Source organism: Nonomuraea sp. NPDC050556, assembly GCF_044457355.1.
Lineage (GTDB): Bacteria > Actinomycetota > Actinomycetes > Streptosporangiales > Streptosporangiaceae > Nonomuraea.
Map to the genome: position 1 here is coordinate 1,836,164 of NZ_JBITGU010000002.1, position 17,815 is coordinate 1,853,978.

The following is a 17,815-nucleotide window of genomic DNA, read 5'->3' on the forward strand; positions in this document are numbered from 1 at the left end:
TCCGTCATGCCCCGCTTCCGTACACTCGCCAGCCTCGCCGTCGCCGCGACCGCCACGGTCGCCCTGGCGGCGTGCGGGGGCGGCGAGACGGCCAAGACAGCCGACAACCCGTACAAGCTGCTCCAGGCGGGTGTGCTGCGCACCGGCACGCTGACCGACGCGCCGCCGAACGTCTTCCTCAAGGACGGCAAGTTCACCGGCTTCGACAACGACCTGCTGACGGCAGTCGCCGCCAAGGCCGGGCTCAAGGTCGAGTTCGTCGGCACCGACTTCTCCGCGCTGCTCTCCCAGGTGGCGACCAAGAAGTTCGACGTCGGCAGCTCCTCGATCACCGTCACCGAGGCGCGCAAGCAGACCGTGCAGTTCACCAACGGCTACGACTTCGGCTACTTCGGCCTCGACGTCCCCGCCGGATCCACGGTGAAGGGCTTCAACGACCTGAGCGGCAAGCGGGTCGTCGTCGTCCAGGGCACCGTCCAGGACGACTACGCCACCAAGCAGGGGCTCAACCCGGTGCGCGTGCCCGACTACAACGGCGCGGTCAACCAGCTCAAGGCCAAGACCGCCGACGCGTGGATCGCCCCGGCCGAGATCGGTGAGAAGAGCGCCGCCGACAGCGGCGGCAAGATCACCGTGGTGGAGAAGCAGCTCAGCTCCTCGCCGACCGCCTTCGCCGTGGCCAAGGACAACCCCGCGCTGCTCGCCGTACTCAACAAGGGCCTGGACGAGGTCATCAAGGACGGCACCTGGAAGAAGCTGCAGGACCAGTACTACCCGGGCCGCCCGATCCCCGACGGTTTCACGCCGGGCAGCGGCCGGTGAACAACCTCTGGGACACCTTCTTCGACGGCGAGTCGATGCTGGCGGCCCTGCCTGACCTGTTCCTCGTCGGGTTGCCGAACACGCTGCTGCTCTCGCTGGTCTCCGGCCTGATCGGCACCGTGCTCGGCATGCTGCTGGCGGTGGCGGGGATCTCCAGGCACCGGTGGCTGCGGTGGCCGGCCCGCGTCTACACCGACGTGTTCCGCGGGCTGCCCGCCGTGGTGACGATCCTGCTCATCGGGGTCGGGCTGGCGCCGCTGGGCATGCAGGTCTGGGGTCCCAACCCGTACCCGCTGGGGATCCTCGCGCTGTCGCTCATCGCGGCCGCCTACATCGGGGAGATCTTCAGGTCGGGGATCCAGAGCGTGGAGGCGGGCCAGTTCGAGGCCTCGCGCGCGCTCGGTTTCCGGTACGGCGCGGCCATGCGGCTGGTGATCATCCCGCAGGGGGTGCGGCGGGTGCTGCCCGCCCTGGTCAACCAGTTCATCTCGCTGATCAAGGAGTCGTCGCTGGTGTACTTCCTCGGCCTCCTGGCCAGCCAGCGCGAGCTGTTCAGGATCGGCCAGGACGCGGCGGCCAACACCGGCAACGAGTCGGCGCTGGTGCTGGCGGGGCTGTTCTACCTGGCGCTGACCGTGCCGCTGACCCACCTGGTGAACCACATCGACCGGCGGTTGCGATGAGCACTCTGATCACCAAGGACGTACGGCTGTCGCTGGGCGGGAACCCGGTGTTGAACGGGGTGGACCTGGAGCTGCCCAGCGGCCGGACGGCATGCGTCATCGGGCCTTCCGGGTCGGGCAAGTCGTCGTTCCTCCGCACGATCAACCGGCTGCTGGAGCCGTCGGGCGGTTCCATCCAGCTGGACGGTGTCGACCTCCTCGCCCGGGATCCCGATCTGGTGCGGCGGGAGATCGGGATGGTGTTCCAGCAGTTCAACCTGTTCCCGCACATGACCGTGCTGCGCAACCTCGTGCTGCCGCTACGCAAGATCAGGAAGCTCTCGGCGGAAGAGGCGGAGCAGGTCGCGCTGCGCCAGCTCGACCTCGTGGGTCTGTCGGGCAAGGCGTCCGTACGGCCGGGCAGGCTGTCCGGTGGGCAGCAGCAGCGGGTCGCGATCGCCAGGGCGCTGGCGATGGAGCCCAAGCTGATGCTCTTCGACGAGGCCACGTCGGCGTTGGACCCTGAGCTGGTGAAGGGCGTCCTCGGCTTGATGGCCGACCTGTCCGGCGAGGGCATGACGATGGTCGTGGTGACCCACGAGATGGGCTTCGCCCGCTCGGCAGCTGACCAGGTGGTCTTCCTCGACCAGGGCGTTTCCGTGGAGGCGGGCCCTCCCGAGCGGCTCTTCGAGGCGCCGGAAAGCCCGCGGCTCCGCCAGTTCCTCTCCGACGTCCTTTGAAGAACGGTCGGCCCGCCCCCACGGGCGGGCCTGTTCTCAAAAAGGAGGGCAACCACTGAGGAGGGTCAGCCTGAGCGACGGATCACCCCGGCAGAGGGGTGGCGTAGTGGCAGGCGACCTGGGGGTCGGCCGTGGACGGCAGGACCGGCAGGAGCTCTCCTCTGCACTTGCCGTCCACCCCGGCCTCGGCCGCCAGCCCCGAGGCCAGCACCTGGCAGCGGGCGTGGAACCGGCAACCCCCAGGGATGCGCGTCGGGTCCGGGGGCTCGCCGGACAGCACCACGCGCTCCGGCGACTCGGGCAACACGGACAGCAATGCCTGGGTGTACGGGTGCTGCGGCGCCGTGAGGATCTGCTCCACAGGGCCGGACTCCACGATGCGGCCCAAGTACATCACCGCCACCCGGTCGGCGATGTTCCACGCCAACCCCAGGTCATGCGTCACCACCAGCGCCGACAACCCCAGCTCGTCCCGCAGCCGCAACATCAGTGCCAGGATCTCCCCCCGCACCGACGCGTCCAGCGAAGCCACAGGCTCGTCCGCCACCAGCAGCCGCGGCTCCAGCGCCAGAGCCCCCGCGATCACCACCCGCTGCCGCTGCCCCCCGGACAGCTCGTGCGGATACCGCATGAAGAACCGCTCCGGCGGCCGCAACCCCGCCTGGGCCAGCGCCTGGGCGACGATCTTCTCCTCGTCCGCCAGCCCGTGGATGCGCGGCCCCTCGGCCACCGCCTCGTACACGGTGTGCCTGGGGTTGAGCGACCCCGTCGGGTCCTGCAGCACGAGCTGCACCTCCCGCCGGTACGCCTTCAGCGCCTTCCCGGCGTAGCTGAGCGGGGCTCCGCCGTACAGGACCTGGCCGGACGTGGGCCGCTCCAGGCCGAGCAGCGTGCGCGCCAGCGTGGTCTTCCCGCACCCCGACTCGCCCACCAGCGCGACGATCTCGCCCTGCCCGATCGCCAGGTTCACCCCGTCGACCGCGCGGGCCTTCCTGCCCCGCGAGGTGAACTCCACGTGCAGGTCACGCGCCTCCAGCAGCGTCTCGCGCGCGGTCTCCACGACGGTCACTGGGTCGCCTCCTTCACCGAAACACGGACGTGCACGCAGGCAGCGGTATGCCCCTCACCAGCGGGCCAGAGCGAGACCTCGGTGGTGGAACAGCCGTCGATCGCCACCGGGCAGCGCGGGTGGAACGAGCATCCGCCCGGCAGGTCCATCGGGTCGGGCGGGTCGCCGCCGAGCCCCTTGGGCGCCAGGCGCGAGACCGGGTCACCCACGGTCGGGAACGCGGCCGCCAGCGCCCGGCTGTAGGGGTGCTTGGCGTCGTGGAACACCTCGTGCGAGGGCCCCACCTCGACCAGCCGCCCCGCGTACATGACCGCGAGCCTGTCGCACATGTCGGCCAGCACGGACAGGTCGTGCGAGATCATCAGCAGGCTGATCCCGTGCTCGGCGATCAGCTGCTTGATCAGCGTGAGCACCTGCGCCTGGACCATCACGTCGAGCGCGGTAGTGGGCTCGTCGGCGATGATCAGCTGGGGCTCGCAGGCGAGCGCCATCGCGATCATCACCCGCTGCCGCTGCCCGCCGGACAGCTCGTGCGGGTAGCTGCGCGCCCGCCAGGCGGGCAGCCCGACCTGGCCGAGCAGCTCGGCGACGCGCGCGGAGGCCTGCGCTGGTTTCGCCAGGTTGTGCACGAGCAGGGGCTCGGCGATCTGCTCGCCGATCCTGCGCACGGGGTTGAGTCCGTGCTGCGCGCCCTGGAAGACGATCGAGGCCTCGGCCCAGCGCACCGCGCGCAGCCGTCCCCACTTCATGGCGAGGACGTCCTCGCCGCCGAGCAGGATCCGGCCGTCGACGCGGGCGTCGCGCGGCAGGAGCCGCAGCAGCGCCATGGCCAGCGTCGACTTGCCGGACCCCGACTCGCCGGCGACCCCGAGCGCCTGCCCGGCCGCGAGCGTCAGCGACACCCCGCGTACGGCGGGCACGTCGCCTGCGGCGATCTTGTAGGTCACCGAGAGACCGTCGAGCTCGAGAATGTTCATCGGGTGACCCCCCGCAGACGTGGGTTGAGCACGACCTCGAGCGCCCTGCCGCACAGCGTGAAGGCGAGCACGACGGCGACGATGCACAGGCCGGGGGTCAGGATGTACCACCAGGCGCCCTGGTTGACCGCCCCCCAGTCGTACGAGCCGCGCAGCAGGCTGCCCCACGAGACGGAGCCTGAGGACGCGCCGAGGAAGGCCAGCGTCGACTCGGTGACGATGGCGCTGGCCACCGCGAGGGTGGTGTTGGCCAGCACCAGCGGCGCGACGTTCGGCAGGATGTGCTTGGTCATCACGTGCCAGTGGCCCGCGCCGAGCGCCTTGGACCGCTCGATGTACGGCCGGGCCTCCACGGCCAGCGTCTGCGACCTGATCAGCCGGGCCGTCGACGCCCACGAGGTGACCCCGATCGCCACGACGATCGTCATCGTGCTGCCGCCCAGGATGGAGGAGAGCACCAGGGCCAGCACGAGCGAGGGCAGCACGAGGAACCAGTCGGTGATCCGCATGAGCACCGCGGACGCCCAGCCGCGGAAGTGCCCTGCCGCGATGCCGACCACGGTGCCGATCACCATGCTGAGCAGCGCCGACAGGAACCCGACGAGCAGCGAGATGCGCGATCCCCACATGACCATCGACAGGATCGACCGGCCGGACTCGTCGGTGCCGAGCGGGTACGTGGCGCTCGGCGGGTGGAACTGGTCGGAGGTGACCGCCTTGGTGACGTCCATGATCGACGCGTCGACCACGAACGGGGTGACCAGCGCGATCACCACGGCCACCAGGAGGATCAGCGCGCCGACGACCCCGGCGCGGTGCCTGCGGTACTCCTGCCAGAAACGTGCGAACGCCGTCCGCCGCCTGGTCCAGGCGATCGACGTCATGCCGACCTCACCCTCGGGTCAAGGAAGTGGTAGGCCACGTCGGCCAGGGCGTTCATGATGATGACCGCGACGCAGACCACCATGAAGGCGCCCTGCAGCACGGCGAAGTCAGGCCCCTTGATCGCCTCGTAGAACAGCAGGCCCAAGCCCGGCCACGAGTACACGGTCTCGACCGAGACCGCGCCGCCGACCACGAAGCCGATGTGGATGAAGACCAGCGTGACCGTGGGGAGAAGCGCGTTGGGCACCGCGTGGCGCCGCCGTACCTGGTCGTCCTTGAGGCCCTTGGCCCGCGCGGTCGTCACGTAGTCCTGGCCGATCTCGTCGAGCAGGGACGACCGCATGACCAGCAGATACTGCGCGTAGACCACGGCCACCAGCGTCAGGCACGGCAACACCATGTGGTGCGCCACGTCGAGGATGTAGGCGAACCCGTCGGGCGCGTCCACGCTGTCCATGCCGCGCGTCGGGAACATGCCGGGGATCGGGCCGATGCCCGCGGCGAACACCATGAGCAGCAGCAGGCCGAGCCAGAACGTCGGCACCGACCACAACACCAGCGAGATGCCGGTGGAGTAGCGGTCGAACCGGCCGCCGTGCTTCCAGGCCGCGCGGGTGCCCTGCCACAGGCCCAGGCCGACCGCGAGGATCAGGCCGACGCCGGTCAGCAGGATGGTCGGCCCCGCCCGCTCGGCGATGAGGTCGATCACCGGGCGCTTGTACTCGTAGGAGGTGCCCAGGTCGAACCTGAGCGTCCTGCCGACGAAGTCGAGGAACTGCTGGAAGACCGGCTGGTCGAGCCCCATCTTGTGGCGCAGCAGGGCGATCTGGTCGGGGCTGAGCGGGACATCGCGGTAGTAGGCGATGACCGGGTCGCCGGGGATGAGGCGGAACACCCAGAACGTCGCCACGATCACCATGACGATGCTGAGCACCGCCCCGCCCAGCTTGTTCAGCGCGTAACGAAGGGTCCCGCCGGAGCCCGCCGCCTCGAAGGCGGCGGGCTCGGTGTCGAGCTGAATCGCCATTACTCGCGCTCGTCTGCGACCGTCTTGCGTCGCCTGGCCAGGAAGAACCCGCCGCCGCCGACCACGACCACCGCGGCAACGATGCCGATGATCAGGCCGGTGTTGGAGGAGCCGCCGCCGGAGGCGCTGCCGCCACCGGTGACCACGGCGTCCATGGTGTAGACGGGCCAGTAGCCGCTGCCGCCGTACAGCAGGCCCTTGTCCTCGGGCATCGAGGTGACGCTGGTGATGCGGTCCTTGCGGTACGCCTCGAGGTTGTTCGGGTAGTACATCGCGATGACCGGCGCGTCGGTGTAGAGGCGCTGCTGCATCTGCTTGATGAAGTCGATCCGCTTGGCGCGGTCGAGCTCCTTCTGCTGGTCGGTGTAGAGCTTCTCGTAGGCCGGGTCGCAGTAGAACGACTCGGTGCCGCCGCCCTCACCGCTGGCCGTGGGCCTGCGGCTGCACAGGTGCGTGGCGAGAACCTCTTCGGGGTCTGGGTTGACCGACCAGCCGCTGATCGCGATGTCGAACAGCGCCGTGGACCCGGTCTCCTCGGTGAACTTGCTGGAGTCGAGCTTCTTGGTCGTCAGCGTGATGCCGATTTCCTTGAACCACCCGGTCAGGTACTGGGCGATCTTGTCCTCGACGGGCTCGTCGGTGTGGATGCTGAAGCGCATCTCGAGCTTCTGCTTGCCGTCGGGCATCGTGCGGACGCCGTCGGCGCCCTTCTTGTACCCGGCGTCGTCGAGGATCTTGTTGGCCTTGGCGAGGTCGAAGCTGACCTTCTCGTCGCCGGTGGCCTCCCAGAAGAAGTCCTTGTACATCGGCGGGATGATCGACCCGTTGGCGGGTACGGCCAGGCCGCCCTGGACGTCGTCGACGAGCTTCTGCTTGTCGATGGCGTAGTGGATCGCGGTGCGGACCTTCGGGTCCTTCAGCGCCGGGTGCCCGTCGCCGACCGGCTTGTCGTCGCCGGTCGTGGCGCCGTGGTTGATCTGCAGGTAGGCGGCGCGACGGCCCTGGGTGTTCCACTGGACGATGTTCGGGTCACCCTTGGTGGCGTTGAACTGCGGCGCCTGGAGGCGGCCGATCCAGTCGATCTCACCCTTCTTGAGCGCGGCGATCGCGGCTTCCGGGTTCTCGTAGGAGATGACCTGGATCTCGTCGATCTTCGGCTTGCCCTGCCAGTAGTTCGGGTTCGCCTTCAGCTTGAGGTAGGCGTCCTTCTTGTACTCCGACGGGATGAACGGGCCGTCGGTCGCGGGCAGGTCGGTGGCCTCGTACTTGCCGACGTCCTGCTTCTCCCAGATGTGCTTGGGCACGATCGGCACCGGGTTGTCGAGCATCGACGCCTGCGGCGCCTTCAGCTTGATGACCAGCGTGCGCGGGTCGGACGCGGTGACCGATTCGAAGTTCTCCACCGCCGGGCCGTTGCCCTCCTTGGCGGCGTCGTTCGTCATGATCGTGTTGAACGTCCACGCGGCGTCGTCCGCCGTGACGGGCTGGCCGTCGGACCACTTGGCGTCACGGATCTTGAAGGTCCAGGTGAGGCCGTCGGGCGAGGTCGTCCACGACTCGGCCAGGTCGGGGCTGGGCGCGAGGGTCTTGTGGTCGGGGACGGTGAGGAACATGTACGTCCACCGCTGGATCTGACCGGCGATGAGCCGCACGGCCAGGAACGGGTTGAGCGAGTCGACAGCCTGGATCGCGCCCATGCGGACGATCTTCTTCCCCGCCGCAGGTTCCTGGGCGAGGGCGGCCTGCGCTGGGGCGGTCAACATAAGAGCTACGCTCAGCGCCGCCAAGCGCCCGAGCCATTTTTTCATGAGTGCCTCACCTTCAGGCGGGGGGTCCTGTTGTTCGGCCTTTGGCCGAGCTCTGGCTAAGAGAAAGGCACACCATACGGACACCGTGTGTCAACGAGTGGCGGAAAATTGTTTCACTCTCGTTTCCTTGAGCGGTGTTAATTTTCACCCACTTGGCCGTCCGACACCACCAATCGGCGATCTACCTGCACGGCTTCCAGCATCCGCCGATCGTGGGTCACGAGCAGCAGCGTGCCCGGATAATTGGCCAGCGCCGACTCAAGCTGCTCGATGGCCGCCAGGTCGAGGTGGTTGGTCGGCTCGTCGAGCACGAGCAGGTTCACGCCTCTGGCCTGCAGCAACGCCAGGGCCGCCCGGGTGCGCTCGCCGGGCGAGAGGGTCGCAGCCCCGCGTGTCACGTGGTCGGCCTTGAGCCCGAACTTCGCCAGCAGCGTCCTGACGTCAGCGGGCGACAGGTCGGGTGTCTCCGCCCTGAAGGCGTCGAACAGCGTCTCCTCGCCGAGGAAGAGCCCGCGCGCCTGGTCGACCTCGCCCACCACGACGCCCGGACCCAGCGCGGCGTTGCCCTCGTCGAGCGGCACCCGGCCGAGCATCGCGCCGAGCAGGGTGGTCTTGCCCGACCCGTTGGCCCCGGTGATGGCCACCCGCTCCGCCCAGCCGATCTCCAGGTCGACCGGGCCGAGGGTGAAGCCGCCCCGCCTGACCACCGCGTTCCTGACCGTCGCCACCACCGCTCCGGCGCGCGGAGCAGCGGCGATCTCCATGCGCAGCTCCCACTCCTTGCGCGGCTCCTCGACGGCGTCGAGCCGGTCGATCATCTTCTCGGTCTGCTTGGCCTTGGCGGCCTGCTTCTCCGTGGTCTCGATGCGGGCGTTGCGCCCGATCTTGTCGTTGTCGGGCATCTTGCGCCGGGCGTTCTTGACGCCCTTCTCCATCCAGGCGCGCTGCGTGCGGGCCCGCGCCTCCAGCCCGGCGCGGGTCTCGGCGTACTCCTCGTACTGCTCGCGGGCGTGCCTGCGGGCCACCTCGCGCTCGTCGAGGTAGGCCTGGTAGCCGCCGCCGAACAGGCTGACCTGCTGCTGGGCGAGGTCGAGCTCCAGGACCTTGGTCACCGTACGGGCCAGGAACTCGCGGTCGTGGCTGACCAGGACCGTGCCCGCCTTGAGCCCGACGACGAACCGCTCCAGGCGGTCGAGCCCGTCCAGGTCGAGGTCGTTGGTCGGCTCGTCCAGCAGGAACAGGTCGTAGCGGCTGAGCAGCAGCGACGCAAGACCGGCCCGCGCCGCCTGCCCGCCGGACAGCGAGGTCATCGGCTGGTCGAGGTCGACGGCCAGCCCCAGCTCGGCGGCCGTCTCGGCGGCCCGCTCGGTCAGGTCGGCAGCGCCGAGCGCCAGCCAGCGCTCCAGCGCCAGGCTGTAGGCGTCGTCAGCGCCCTTGACCTCCTCGACCAGCGCCTGCGTCGAGGCGTCGAGGTCGGCCTGGGCCTGGGCCACGCCGGTGCGCCTGGCCAGGAAGTCGCGCACGCTCTCGCCCTGGCGCCGCTCCGGCTCCTGGGGCAGGTGGCCGACGACCGCCGACGACGGGTTCAGCGTGATCGCGCCCTCCTCTGGCGCGTCGAGCCCGGCGAGCATGCGCAGCAGCGTCGACTTGCCCGCGCCGTTGACGCCGACGAGGCCGATGACGTCGCCAGGTGCCACGACGAGGTCGAGCCCGGAGAACAGCACCTTGTCCCCGTGACCGGCGGCCAACCCTTTTGCGATCATCGTTGCGCTCATACGACCATCATCCCGTGCCCCGCCTGATCACCGCCCTCGCAGCCCTCCTGACCGTGGGGGCGGGCCTCGGCGTCCGCGCCCTCCTCGACGGGCCGTTCGCCAAATACGCGGGCGACGCCCTCTACACGGTGCTCATCTACCTGATCATCGTGTTCGTCGGACCAAAGCTCAGGCCGCTGACCGCGGCCCTGCTCGCGACCGCGGTCAGCTGGGCGGTCGAGTTCGCCCAGCTCGCCGACCTCCCCGAGGTCGTGCGGCCGGTGCTGGGCAGCACGTTCAACCCTCCCGACCTCTTCTGGTACGCCGTGGGCGCTGCGTGCATCGCCGTATTGCACACATTGGTCGGACCAATTAGGTTGGGCTCTCATGAAAATCACCGGGATCCGTCCGGTCCTGCTTAGCCACTCCTCCGGAGGGCTCGAATGGGTGGGCGGTCGGATCGACACGTGGGACGGCGCGCTCGTCGAGCTCACCACCGACGCTGGCGTGACCGGGCTGGGCGAGGTGGCGCAGGGCATCATGGCGGCGCAGGCCGTGCCCGGACTCGTCGAGACGCTCCGCCCTTACCTGATTGGCCGGACCATTGACCCGCCTGGCGAGGTGGGTGACGCCTTACGCGACAGGACCGCCTTCTGGGCGCGCGGCGGAGTCGCCTCCGGCGTCATCGCGGCCGTCGAGGTGGCGGCCTTCGACGCGGTCGGCAAGGCGTACGGCGTCCCCGCGCACGAGTTGCTCGGCGGCCTGCGGCACGAGCGCGTCGAGGCGTACGCGAGCGGCGGCCTCGGCACCGACGAGGAGCAGGTGATCGCCTGGGTCAAGGCGATGGAGGCGCAGGGCTTCCAAACAGTGAAATTTCGTGCCATGACCGGGCCTTCCCGGACGATCGGGCTCGTCGACCGCGTCGCCGCCGCACTCCAGCCGGGCACCCGGTTCGTGCTCGACGCCGTCCAGGGGTGCGCGGCCTCGCCGTGGGCGCTCGACGACGTCATCAGGGTCGGCAGGCACCTGGAGCAGTACGAGCCGCGCTGGTTCGAGGAGCCGTGCAGGGCCGAGGACGTCGCGGGCTACGCGGCCGTGCGCGCCGCCGTCGGCGTCCCGATCTCCGGAGTGGAGAGCTACTCCACCCGCCAGGAGTTCGAGCGGCTCCTGGAGCGCGGCGGCGTGGACGTCGCCCAGCCTGACGTCGGCATGGTCGGCGGGCCGGTCGAGTTCCAGCGGGTCGCGGCCGCCGCGTTCGCCGCCGGGCTCGACTGCGTGCCGCACGTCTGGTCGACCGGGGTGAACCTCATGGCGAGCGTGCACACCGCCTTCGCCACGCCGTCCATGGACCTCGTCGAGCTCTGCACGCTGCCCAACCCGCTGCGCGCCTCGTTGCTCGTGGAGCCGCTGCGGATCGTGGGCTCGCACGTCCTGCCACCCACCGCCCCAGGCCTCGGCGTACGGCTGACGCCCGCCGTCGAGCAGCGGTTCGCCTTCCAGCCGGGGAGAGGCCATGTCATTCGATGAGACCGTGACAGCGGCCCAGGTCTCCGACTCGCTGGACGCCCTGGGGCGGCGGCACCAGGTGCTCGACGCCGCGATCCGGCCGCTGCGCGCCGGGATGCGGGCCGTGGGGCTGGCCAGGACCGTGCAGTTCGCGCCCGCGGAGGAGGCCGGTGGTGATCCGTACGACGACATGATCGCCTTCATCGACTCGATCAGGGCGGGTGACGTCGTCGTCATCGCCACGGGCGGGTCGGGGCGGAGCGCCTACTGGGGCGAGCTGTTCTCGGCCGCGGCCAAGGGGCGAGGGGCGGTCGGCGTGCTGGTCGACTCGTTCGCCCGCGACCGGGGCAAGGTGCTCGACCTGGACTTCCCGGTGTTCTGCACGGGGACGCTGCCGGTCGACTACCGGGCCAGGATGCGGGTGGTGGCCACGCAGCGGCCGGTGAGCTGCGGCGGCGTGGTGATCCACCCTGGCGACCTGGTCATCGCCGAGGACGACGGCGTCGTGGCGGTGCCGCAGGACGTGGAGGCGAAGGTGGTGTCGCTGGCGAACGCGCGGGCGGCCACGGAGAACGACGTCCTGGCCGACCTGCTGGCGGGGGCGAGCCTGCGCGAGGTGTGGACGCGGTATCGGGTGCTTTGAGATCTTTGCGCTATGCGACTGGTGTGGCGGCTTCTCCTGGTTGGCGCTGCCATAACCGGCATCGTGTTCGCGATCCTGCGACTGAAGAACCCCTGGGTGGCCTTCACCGTGCAGAGCAACGCCGTGCTGTCGCTCTACTACGGGTGGCGGCTGCTCGGCGGGCGGGGGTCCGCCGCGCTCAAGGGTGCCGTGACGCTCTACCTGGTGATCACGGGGGTGGTGGCGTTCTTCGCGCTCCCGCTGGCCAGCTGGGAGCGGCCGGACAACATCCTGCTGCACGGCGTGACGCCGATGATGGCGCTGGCCGACTGGCTGGCGTTCGACCGGGACCTGCGGCCCGGCTGGGCGGACCCGGTCAAGTGGCTGGGGTTTCCGCTGGCCTATGCGGCGGTCGTGCTGGTCTTCGCGCCTGGCCTGCCGATCAGGATGGCTCATCTGTATCTGCGCGTGAACAGGCTGGGCTGGACGGACTACCTGGTGGCCGGGCTGGCGTTCAGCGTGGTTTTCCTGGTGGCCGGGTACGTGCTGGTCGGCCTCCACCGGATGTCCTCGGGCCGGGTGGAGGCCGACGCACGGGTCTAGTTGCAGCCGCCCGAGCCGCAGCACGAGCCGCCGGCCTCGGTCAGGGTGATCAGCTGCTTGTCCACGCGGCCGGCGAACTGGTAGCCCGCCTCCACCACCGCCGCGTCGATCAGCGTGTCGTCCAGCGGGGTGGCGCTGGTGACGGTCACCGCCTGGGCGGACAGGTCCACCTTGACGGCGCTCACACCGGGAACCCGCTCGACCTCGGCGGTCACCGAGCTCACGCAGTGGCCGCAGGTCATGCCTTCAACTTGGTACGTCATCGTGGTCGTCATGAGACGAGCATATACCCCCCAGGGGTAAAACGCTGATAAATGCCGACATGGCCCCCAACGAAACACCCCTCGCAGATCTCCCCTCACGAAGAGAGACCAGAGAGTGGGAGGGTCTCCTCTCTGGGAGTTCGAGCGCTCGGGAGCGTCCAAAATCCCCAACGGGAGGGGCCTTCCCCCGGGAGCTCTAAATGACGTTGGGTCAGGGCCGAAATGTCAGGGCGGCCGCCAGGCTCCGCACCGACGCCCTGAGCCGCTCCACCCCACCGACGGCGATCACGTGCCGCACCAGGTCGCCGTCGAAGGAGGCGAGCAGCGTGTGCCCCAGGAACTCGGCGTCCAGGTCCGGCCGGGCCTCGGCGATCAACGCGCGCACGTGCCCGTGCCAGCGCAGATAGGTGGGATCGGCGTACTTGTCCTCGGCACAGGCCCGCTCGTGCGCCGAGAACAGCGCCACGTTGCGCCCCGCCAGGTCGGCGAGCGCGTCCAGGAACAAGGCCAGCCGTTCGGACGGGGGCGAGCCGGGACCGAGCGGCGACTCGGCCGAGTCGATGGCCTGCGACAACGCCGCCGCCCTGTCGGCCAGCAGCTCCTGGAACAACCCCGTCCTGCTGCCGAACCGGCGGAACACCGTCCCCTTGCCCACCCCGGCGGCGGCGGCCACCCGGTCCAGCGAGACGTGCTCGGCGCCGTGCGACTCCAGCAGGTCCTCGGCCGCACGCAGGATCGCCCGGTGGTTCCTGGCCGCGTCTGAACGCATCTCCACCCCCTTGCAAGCGGACCGACAGTCCGATTAGCTTAACGGACTAACAGTCCGATTGGAGTATGCCATGCACGCCCTCGTCGTCTCCCCCCATGCCACCATCGAGCTCTCCGAGGTGCCCGAGCCCGTTCCCGGCCCAGGTCAGGTGCTGGTGGAGGTGCATCACGCCGGTGCGAACTTCGGCGAGCTCCGGCACACGGGACACTTCCCCGCAGGCACGATCATGGGGTTCGACGGCGCGGGCGTGCTGGCCGACGGGACGCGGGTGGTCGGGCTCGGCCTCGGGTCATGGGCCGAGCTGGCCGTCTACCCGGCGGACGCGGTCGCGGAGGTGCCTGAACGGGTCTCGCTGGCCGACGCGGCCGCGCTGCCGACCGCCGGGCTCACCGCGCTGCGCACCCTACGCGCCGCCGGGCCGCTCGACGGGCGCCGCGTGCTCGTCACCGGCGCGTCAGGGGGCGTGGGACGGCTGGCCGTACAGCTCGCCCGGCGGGAGGGCGCACAGGTGGTCGCGGCCGCCAAGCGCGGCGAGGGGTTGCGCGAGCTGGGTGCCGCCGAGGTCGTCTCAGAGATCCACGGCGCGGAACCCGTCGACGTCGTCCTCGAACTGATCGGCGGCTCGACGCTGGTCACCGCGTGGGGCCTGCTCAAGCCGGGCGGCACGCTGATCAGCATCGGCAACGCCTCGGGCGAGCCGGCCGTCTTCCCCGCCTACTCCACGATCCTCATGGGGCCGCCCAGGACGCTGCGGACGTTCGGCGACGTCGACGACCCCGCCCCCGACCTGGCCTTCCTGCTCGACCTGGTGGCGCGCGGCGAGCTGTCGCCGCAGGTTGGCTGGCGCGGATCCTGGGAAAGGATCAGGGAGGCTTCTGACGCACTTCTGGGCCGGGCTGTAGCCGGAAAAGTCGTGCTCGACGTCAGACATCGCTGATTTCGCCTGATCGAAATAGCGATGTAACACCTTGCTTGCAGGATCGGAATGGTCTAAATGTAGGCCAAAAGGAGTCCTGCATGATCGAACTCGTCACGGCGTGGGCCGGTCGCCCGGTCAACCTGGTGCCGATCAAGGGTGGGCTGAGCCACCACGTCGCCCGCGTCGAGGCGGCCGACGGCGAACGCTGGCTGCTGCGAGTCCTCGATCCCCAGGTCTCGGCCGCAGGGCTGGGCATCCCGCTGGAGCTGGAGCTCGCCAACACCGCGCTGGCCGCCGACAGCGGCGTCGGACCGCGCGTGGTGCACCTGTGGCCCGAGCACCACGCGCTCCTGCTGGAGTACATCGACGGCGTCACGCTCGACGCGGGCGCCGTCCCCGGCCACCTCGACGGGATCGCCGACGCCTGCCGCCGCCTGCACGGCGGGCCCAGGTTCGCCAACGACTTCTCCATCTTCGACAAGCTGCGCGAGTTCCTCGGCCTCTGCGGCACGCACGGGCTGCCGATGCCCGCCGGGTTCACCGACGTGCTGCCCGCCGTCGCCCGGATCGAGCGGTCGCTGCCGCGGGTGAAGACCGTCCCCTGCCACAACGACCTGCTCGCCGAGAACTTCATCGCGACCGGAGACGGCGTGCGGATCGTCGACTACCAGCTCTCCGGCAACAACGACCCGGCCTTCGAGCTGGGCGACATCGCCGCTGAGGCGGACCTCGACGCCGACCAGATCGCCCAGCTGGCCAGGGCGTACTTCGGCGACGACGCGCACACCGCCCGCGTGCGGCTCTTCCTGATCATGTCCAACGTCACCTGGACGTTGTGGTTCGCCGTCCACCACGGCCTTATGACGAAACAAGCGGACTTCGATTACGAGGCAGAAGCCGCTGACAAGTTCGCGCAAGCCGTACGAGATCTGGATGACCCAGGGTTCGGCCGGTTGCTCGACGACGCTCGGTCGTAAAACCCCCCACCGAGGAGACCCCATGTCCGTCGACGAGGATTCGCAACGCCTAGCCGAGCTCGGCTACAAGCAGGAGCTGAACCGCACCTGGAGCGGCTTCTCCAACTTCGCCATCTCCTTCTCCATCATCTCGATCCTGGCCGGCTGCTTCACCACCTTCTACCAGGCCTGGAACAACGGCGGGCCGATCGCCATCGCCTGGGGCTGGCCGCTGATCTCGATCTTCATTCTGATCATCGGGTTCTGCATGTCGGAGCTGGTGTCCGCCTACCCGACGGCGGGCGGCATCTACTGGTGGGCCGCCAAGCTCGGCAAGCCCATCCACGGCTGGTTCACCGGCTGGCTCAACCTGGTCGGGCTGATCGCGGTCACCGCGTCGGTCGACTACGGCTGCGCCACGTTCCTCGACCTCACGCTGACCCAGTTCTTCCCCACATGGACGCCCGACCTGACCAGGGTGTTCCTGTTCTTCGCGGTGATCCTGGTCCTGCACGCGCTGATCAACATCTTCAGCCACCGGCTCATCTCGCTGCTGCAGAACGTCTCGGTCTGGTGGCACGTGGCGGGCGCAGCCGTCGTGGTCGCGATCCTGGTGTTCCTTCCCGAGAAGCACCAGTCGTTCTCGTTCGTCTTCACCGAGCGCATCAACAACTCGGGGTTCGGCGACGCCACCAGCGGGCTGCCGTTCTGGTTCTACGTGCTGCCGCTCGGCTTCCTGTTGACGCAGTACACGATCACCGGGTTCGACGCGTGCGCGCACGTGTCCGAGGAGACGCACGGCGCCTCGACCTCGGCGGCCAAGGGGCTGTGGCGGTCGATCTTCTACTCGGCGATCGGCGGCTGGGTCCTGCTGCTCGCGTTCCTGTTCGCCGCCACCGACGTGGCCGCGGTCAACAAGGGCGGCGGCCAGGTGTCGGCCATCTTCCTCAGCGCGCTGGACTGGGCGCCCGCGACGCTGATCCTGGCCATCTCCACCATCGGGCAGTTCTTCTGCGGGATGAGCTGCGTGACCTCGATGTCCCGCATGACCTACGCGTTCTCGCGTGACGGCGCCGTGCCCGGCTGGCGGCTCTGGTCGCGCGTGGACAAGAACCGCACGCCGGTCAACGCCATCCTGGCCGGTTGCGGCATGGCCCTGCTGATCACGCTGCCCGCGCTCTACGCCCCTCCGGGAAGCGTGGTGCCCGTCGCGTTCCTGGCCGTCGTCTCGATCGCGGTGATCGGTCTCTACCTGGCGTTCCTCATCCCGATCTGGCTACGGCTGCGCATGGGCGCCGCCTTCCAGCCCGGTCCGTGGACGCTGGGCTCGAAGTACAAGGTGCTCTGCTGGATCGCGGTGATCGAGATCGTGGTCATCTCGCTGTACTTCATCATGCCGGTCTCACCCAAGGGCGTGCCGTTCGCCAGCGACTTCGACTGGACGGCGGTCAACTACTCGCCGATCGCGGTCGGCGTCGTGCTCGGCGGCATCGCCCTCTGGTGGACGCTGTCGGCCAAGAAGTGGTTCACCGGGCCTCGCCGTACGGTGGACAACATCGACGCCTAGACGACCTCAAAGGCAACGCGTACGGCGGCGCGGACCTCGTCCATGGAGCCCGCGCCGCTCTCGCGCAGCAGGGAGGTCATGTCGACGTCGGGCATGCCGCACGGCGTGGCCCAGTGCCACGGCTCGAGGTCGCCGTCGACGTTGAGTGCGAACCCGTGGCTGGTCACGCCGCGGCTCTGCCGCATGCCGATCGAGACGATCTTGCGATCGGTCTCGGTCGTCCACACCCCCGTGAGCAGCTCCGACCCCGGCGGGGTGTCGCGCCGCTCGGCCTTCAGGCCGAGCGCGCCGAGCGCCTCCACCAGGCGCAGCTCCACCTCGCGCACGTAGTCGACGATGTGCTCGTCGGCCGCCAGCTTGACGATGAGGTAACCGACCAGCTGCCCCGGCCCGTGATAGGTGAGCTGGCCACCCCTGCCCGTCTCGATCACGGGGATGCCGTGCGCCGGGTCGGGCAGGTGGGTCATCGGCGTGCGCCGGCCGATCGTGTAGACGGGCGGGTGGCTGAGCAGCCAGAGCGTGTCCGGCCGCTCCTCCCGCTGGCGCTCACCGACCAGGTCGGTCATGCGCTCCATCGCCTTCTCGTAGTCGACGAGCTCGTCCTGGATGAGGGTCAGCGGGCGGCGCTTCATGCTATTCAGCGTACCGCCGCGGCCCCTCCGGGATGAAAAGCCACAGGACGATGTAGAGCACCCACATCGGGCCAGGCAGCAGCGACAGCAGCAGCCAGATCGCCCGGACGAGGGTCGGTGACCATCCCAGGCGGTCGGCGATGCCTCCGCAGACGCCGGCCAGCATTCTGTGCTCTCTTGAGCGGTACATCGGTCTCCTCCGTGTGGTTGTGACTCACCTAGGAAAACGGACTC

Annotated in this window: 20 protein-coding genes; 10 read left to right on the forward strand and 10 right to left on the reverse strand. The window is 69.4% G+C overall.

Annotated elements, in window-relative coordinates; genetic code table 11:
* Positions 1 to 6: 6 nt before the first annotated feature.
* The 3 genes from ACIBG8_RS26750 to ACIBG8_RS26760 are packed head-to-tail and all read left to right on the forward strand — an operon-like array spanning position 7 to position 2,224.
* A complete protein-coding gene (locus tag ACIBG8_RS26750) occupies positions 7 to 822 on the forward strand; it encodes an ABC transporter substrate-binding protein (protein ID WP_397345680.1) in 816 nt (271 codons plus the stop codon).
* The gene (locus ACIBG8_RS26755) at positions 819 to 1,505 is read left to right on the forward strand and encodes an amino acid ABC transporter permease (protein WP_397345681.1); all 687 of its coding nucleotides are present in this window, start codon (positions 819 to 821) and stop codon (positions 1,503 to 1,505) included. The genes ACIBG8_RS26750 and ACIBG8_RS26755 overlap by 4 nt, the downstream gene beginning before the upstream one ends.
* Positions 1,502 to 2,224 carry an amino acid ABC transporter ATP-binding protein gene (locus ACIBG8_RS26760; protein ID WP_397345682.1) on the forward strand — a complete coding sequence of 241 codons (723 nt, stop codon included), beginning with the start codon at positions 1,502 to 1,504 and terminating at the stop codon, positions 2,222 to 2,224. Before ACIBG8_RS26755 ends, ACIBG8_RS26760 begins: the two co-directional genes overlap by 4 nt.
* An 82-nt stretch (positions 2,225 to 2,306) precedes the next feature.
* Here the strand turns inward: ACIBG8_RS26760 and ACIBG8_RS26765 are convergent, their stop codons facing one another.
* From ACIBG8_RS26765 to ACIBG8_RS26790, 6 genes are all read right to left on the reverse strand, one after another.
* A complete protein-coding gene (locus ACIBG8_RS26765; RefSeq protein ID WP_397345683.1) occupies positions 2,307 to 3,293 on the reverse strand; it encodes an ABC transporter ATP-binding protein in 987 nt (328 codons plus the stop codon).
* Positions 3,290 to 4,270, reverse strand: coding sequence for an ABC transporter ATP-binding protein (locus ACIBG8_RS26770; protein ID WP_397345684.1), 981 nt, complete (start codon positions 4,268 to 4,270; stop codon positions 3,290 to 3,292). Before ACIBG8_RS26770 ends, ACIBG8_RS26765 begins: the two co-directional genes overlap by 4 nt.
* Positions 4,267 to 5,154, reverse strand: a complete 888-nt coding sequence (locus ACIBG8_RS26775; RefSeq protein ID WP_397345685.1) for an ABC transporter permease — start codon at positions 5,152 to 5,154, stop codon at positions 4,267 to 4,269. Before ACIBG8_RS26775 ends, ACIBG8_RS26770 begins: the two co-directional genes overlap by 4 nt.
* Entirely contained in the window at positions 5,151 to 6,182 is a 1,032-nt protein-coding gene (locus tag ACIBG8_RS26780; protein WP_397345686.1) for an ABC transporter permease, read from the reverse strand. The genes ACIBG8_RS26775 and ACIBG8_RS26780 overlap by 4 nt, the downstream gene beginning before the upstream one ends.
* Entirely contained in the window at positions 6,182 to 7,945 is a 1,764-nt protein-coding gene (locus ACIBG8_RS26785; protein ID WP_397345687.1) for an ABC transporter substrate-binding protein, read from the reverse strand. Before ACIBG8_RS26785 ends, ACIBG8_RS26780 begins: the two co-directional genes overlap by 1 nt.
* 182 nt (positions 7,946 to 8,127) lie before the next feature.
* Complete coding sequence (locus ACIBG8_RS26790) at positions 8,128 to 9,765, reverse strand: ABC-F family ATP-binding cassette domain-containing protein (RefSeq protein WP_397345688.1); 1,638 nt, start codon at positions 9,763 to 9,765, stop codon at positions 8,128 to 8,130.
* Positions 9,766 to 9,779: 14 nt separating this feature from the next.
* On the opposite strand from ACIBG8_RS26790, the gene ACIBG8_RS26795 reads away from it, so the two are divergent.
* The 4 genes from ACIBG8_RS26795 to ACIBG8_RS26810 are packed head-to-tail and all read left to right on the forward strand — an operon-like array spanning position 9,780 to position 12,475.
* On the forward strand, positions 9,780 to 10,166 hold the full coding sequence (locus tag ACIBG8_RS26795; RefSeq protein ID WP_397345689.1) for a DUF2809 domain-containing protein: 387 nt from the start codon (positions 9,780 to 9,782) through the stop codon (positions 10,164 to 10,166).
* Entirely contained in the window at positions 10,132 to 11,271 is a 1,140-nt protein-coding gene (locus ACIBG8_RS26800) for a mandelate racemase/muconate lactonizing enzyme family protein (RefSeq protein WP_397345690.1), read from the forward strand. The genes ACIBG8_RS26795 and ACIBG8_RS26800 overlap by 35 nt, the downstream gene beginning before the upstream one ends.
* Entirely contained in the window at positions 11,258 to 11,893 is a 636-nt protein-coding gene (locus ACIBG8_RS26805) for an RraA family protein (protein WP_397345691.1), read from the forward strand. Before ACIBG8_RS26800 ends, ACIBG8_RS26805 begins: the two co-directional genes overlap by 14 nt.
* Positions 11,894 to 11,905: 12 nt before the next feature.
* Positions 11,906 to 12,475 carry a Pr6Pr family membrane protein gene (locus ACIBG8_RS26810; protein ID WP_397345692.1) on the forward strand — a complete coding sequence of 190 codons (570 nt, stop codon included), beginning with the start codon at positions 11,906 to 11,908 and terminating at the stop codon, positions 12,473 to 12,475.
* Here ACIBG8_RS26810 and ACIBG8_RS26815 read toward each other — a convergent pair.
* Positions 12,472 to 12,750: a heavy-metal-associated domain-containing protein gene (locus ACIBG8_RS26815; RefSeq protein ID WP_397345693.1), complete on the reverse strand. Its 279-nt coding sequence runs from the start codon at positions 12,748 to 12,750 to the stop codon at positions 12,472 to 12,474. The two genes, ACIBG8_RS26810 and ACIBG8_RS26815, sit on opposite strands and share 4 nt — an antisense overlap.
* Before the next feature lie 199 nt (positions 12,751 to 12,949).
* Positions 12,950 to 13,507 carry a TetR/AcrR family transcriptional regulator gene (locus ACIBG8_RS26820; RefSeq protein WP_397345694.1) on the reverse strand — a complete coding sequence of 186 codons (558 nt, stop codon included), beginning with the start codon at positions 13,505 to 13,507 and terminating at the stop codon, positions 12,950 to 12,952.
* A 70-nt stretch (positions 13,508 to 13,577) separates the two neighbouring features.
* Between ACIBG8_RS26820 and ACIBG8_RS26825 the strand changes: the two genes are divergently transcribed.
* From ACIBG8_RS26825 to ACIBG8_RS26835, 3 genes are all read left to right on the forward strand, one after another.
* Positions 13,578 to 14,444 carry a zinc-binding dehydrogenase gene (locus ACIBG8_RS26825; protein WP_397345695.1) on the forward strand — a complete coding sequence of 289 codons (867 nt, stop codon included), beginning with the start codon at positions 13,578 to 13,580 and terminating at the stop codon, positions 14,442 to 14,444.
* A gap of 80 nt (positions 14,445 to 14,524) precedes the next feature.
* A complete protein-coding gene (locus tag ACIBG8_RS26830; protein WP_397345696.1) occupies positions 14,525 to 15,403 on the forward strand; it encodes a hypothetical protein in 879 nt (292 codons plus the stop codon).
* 22 nt (positions 15,404 to 15,425) lie between these two features.
* Entirely contained in the window at positions 15,426 to 16,949 is a 1,524-nt protein-coding gene (locus ACIBG8_RS26835; RefSeq protein ID WP_397345697.1) for an amino acid permease, read from the forward strand.
* Here the strand turns inward: ACIBG8_RS26835 and lipB are convergent.
* Positions 16,946 to 17,581: a lipoyl(octanoyl) transferase LipB gene (gene lipB, locus ACIBG8_RS26840; protein WP_397345698.1), complete on the reverse strand. Its 636-nt coding sequence runs from the start codon at positions 17,579 to 17,581 to the stop codon at positions 16,946 to 16,948. The two genes, ACIBG8_RS26835 and lipB, sit on opposite strands and share 4 nt — an antisense overlap.
* Before the next feature lies 1 nt (position 17,582).
* Entirely contained in the window at positions 17,583 to 17,771 is a 189-nt protein-coding gene (locus ACIBG8_RS26845; RefSeq protein ID WP_397345699.1) for a PspC domain-containing protein, read from the reverse strand.
* Positions 17,772 to 17,815 lie beyond the last annotated feature (44 nt).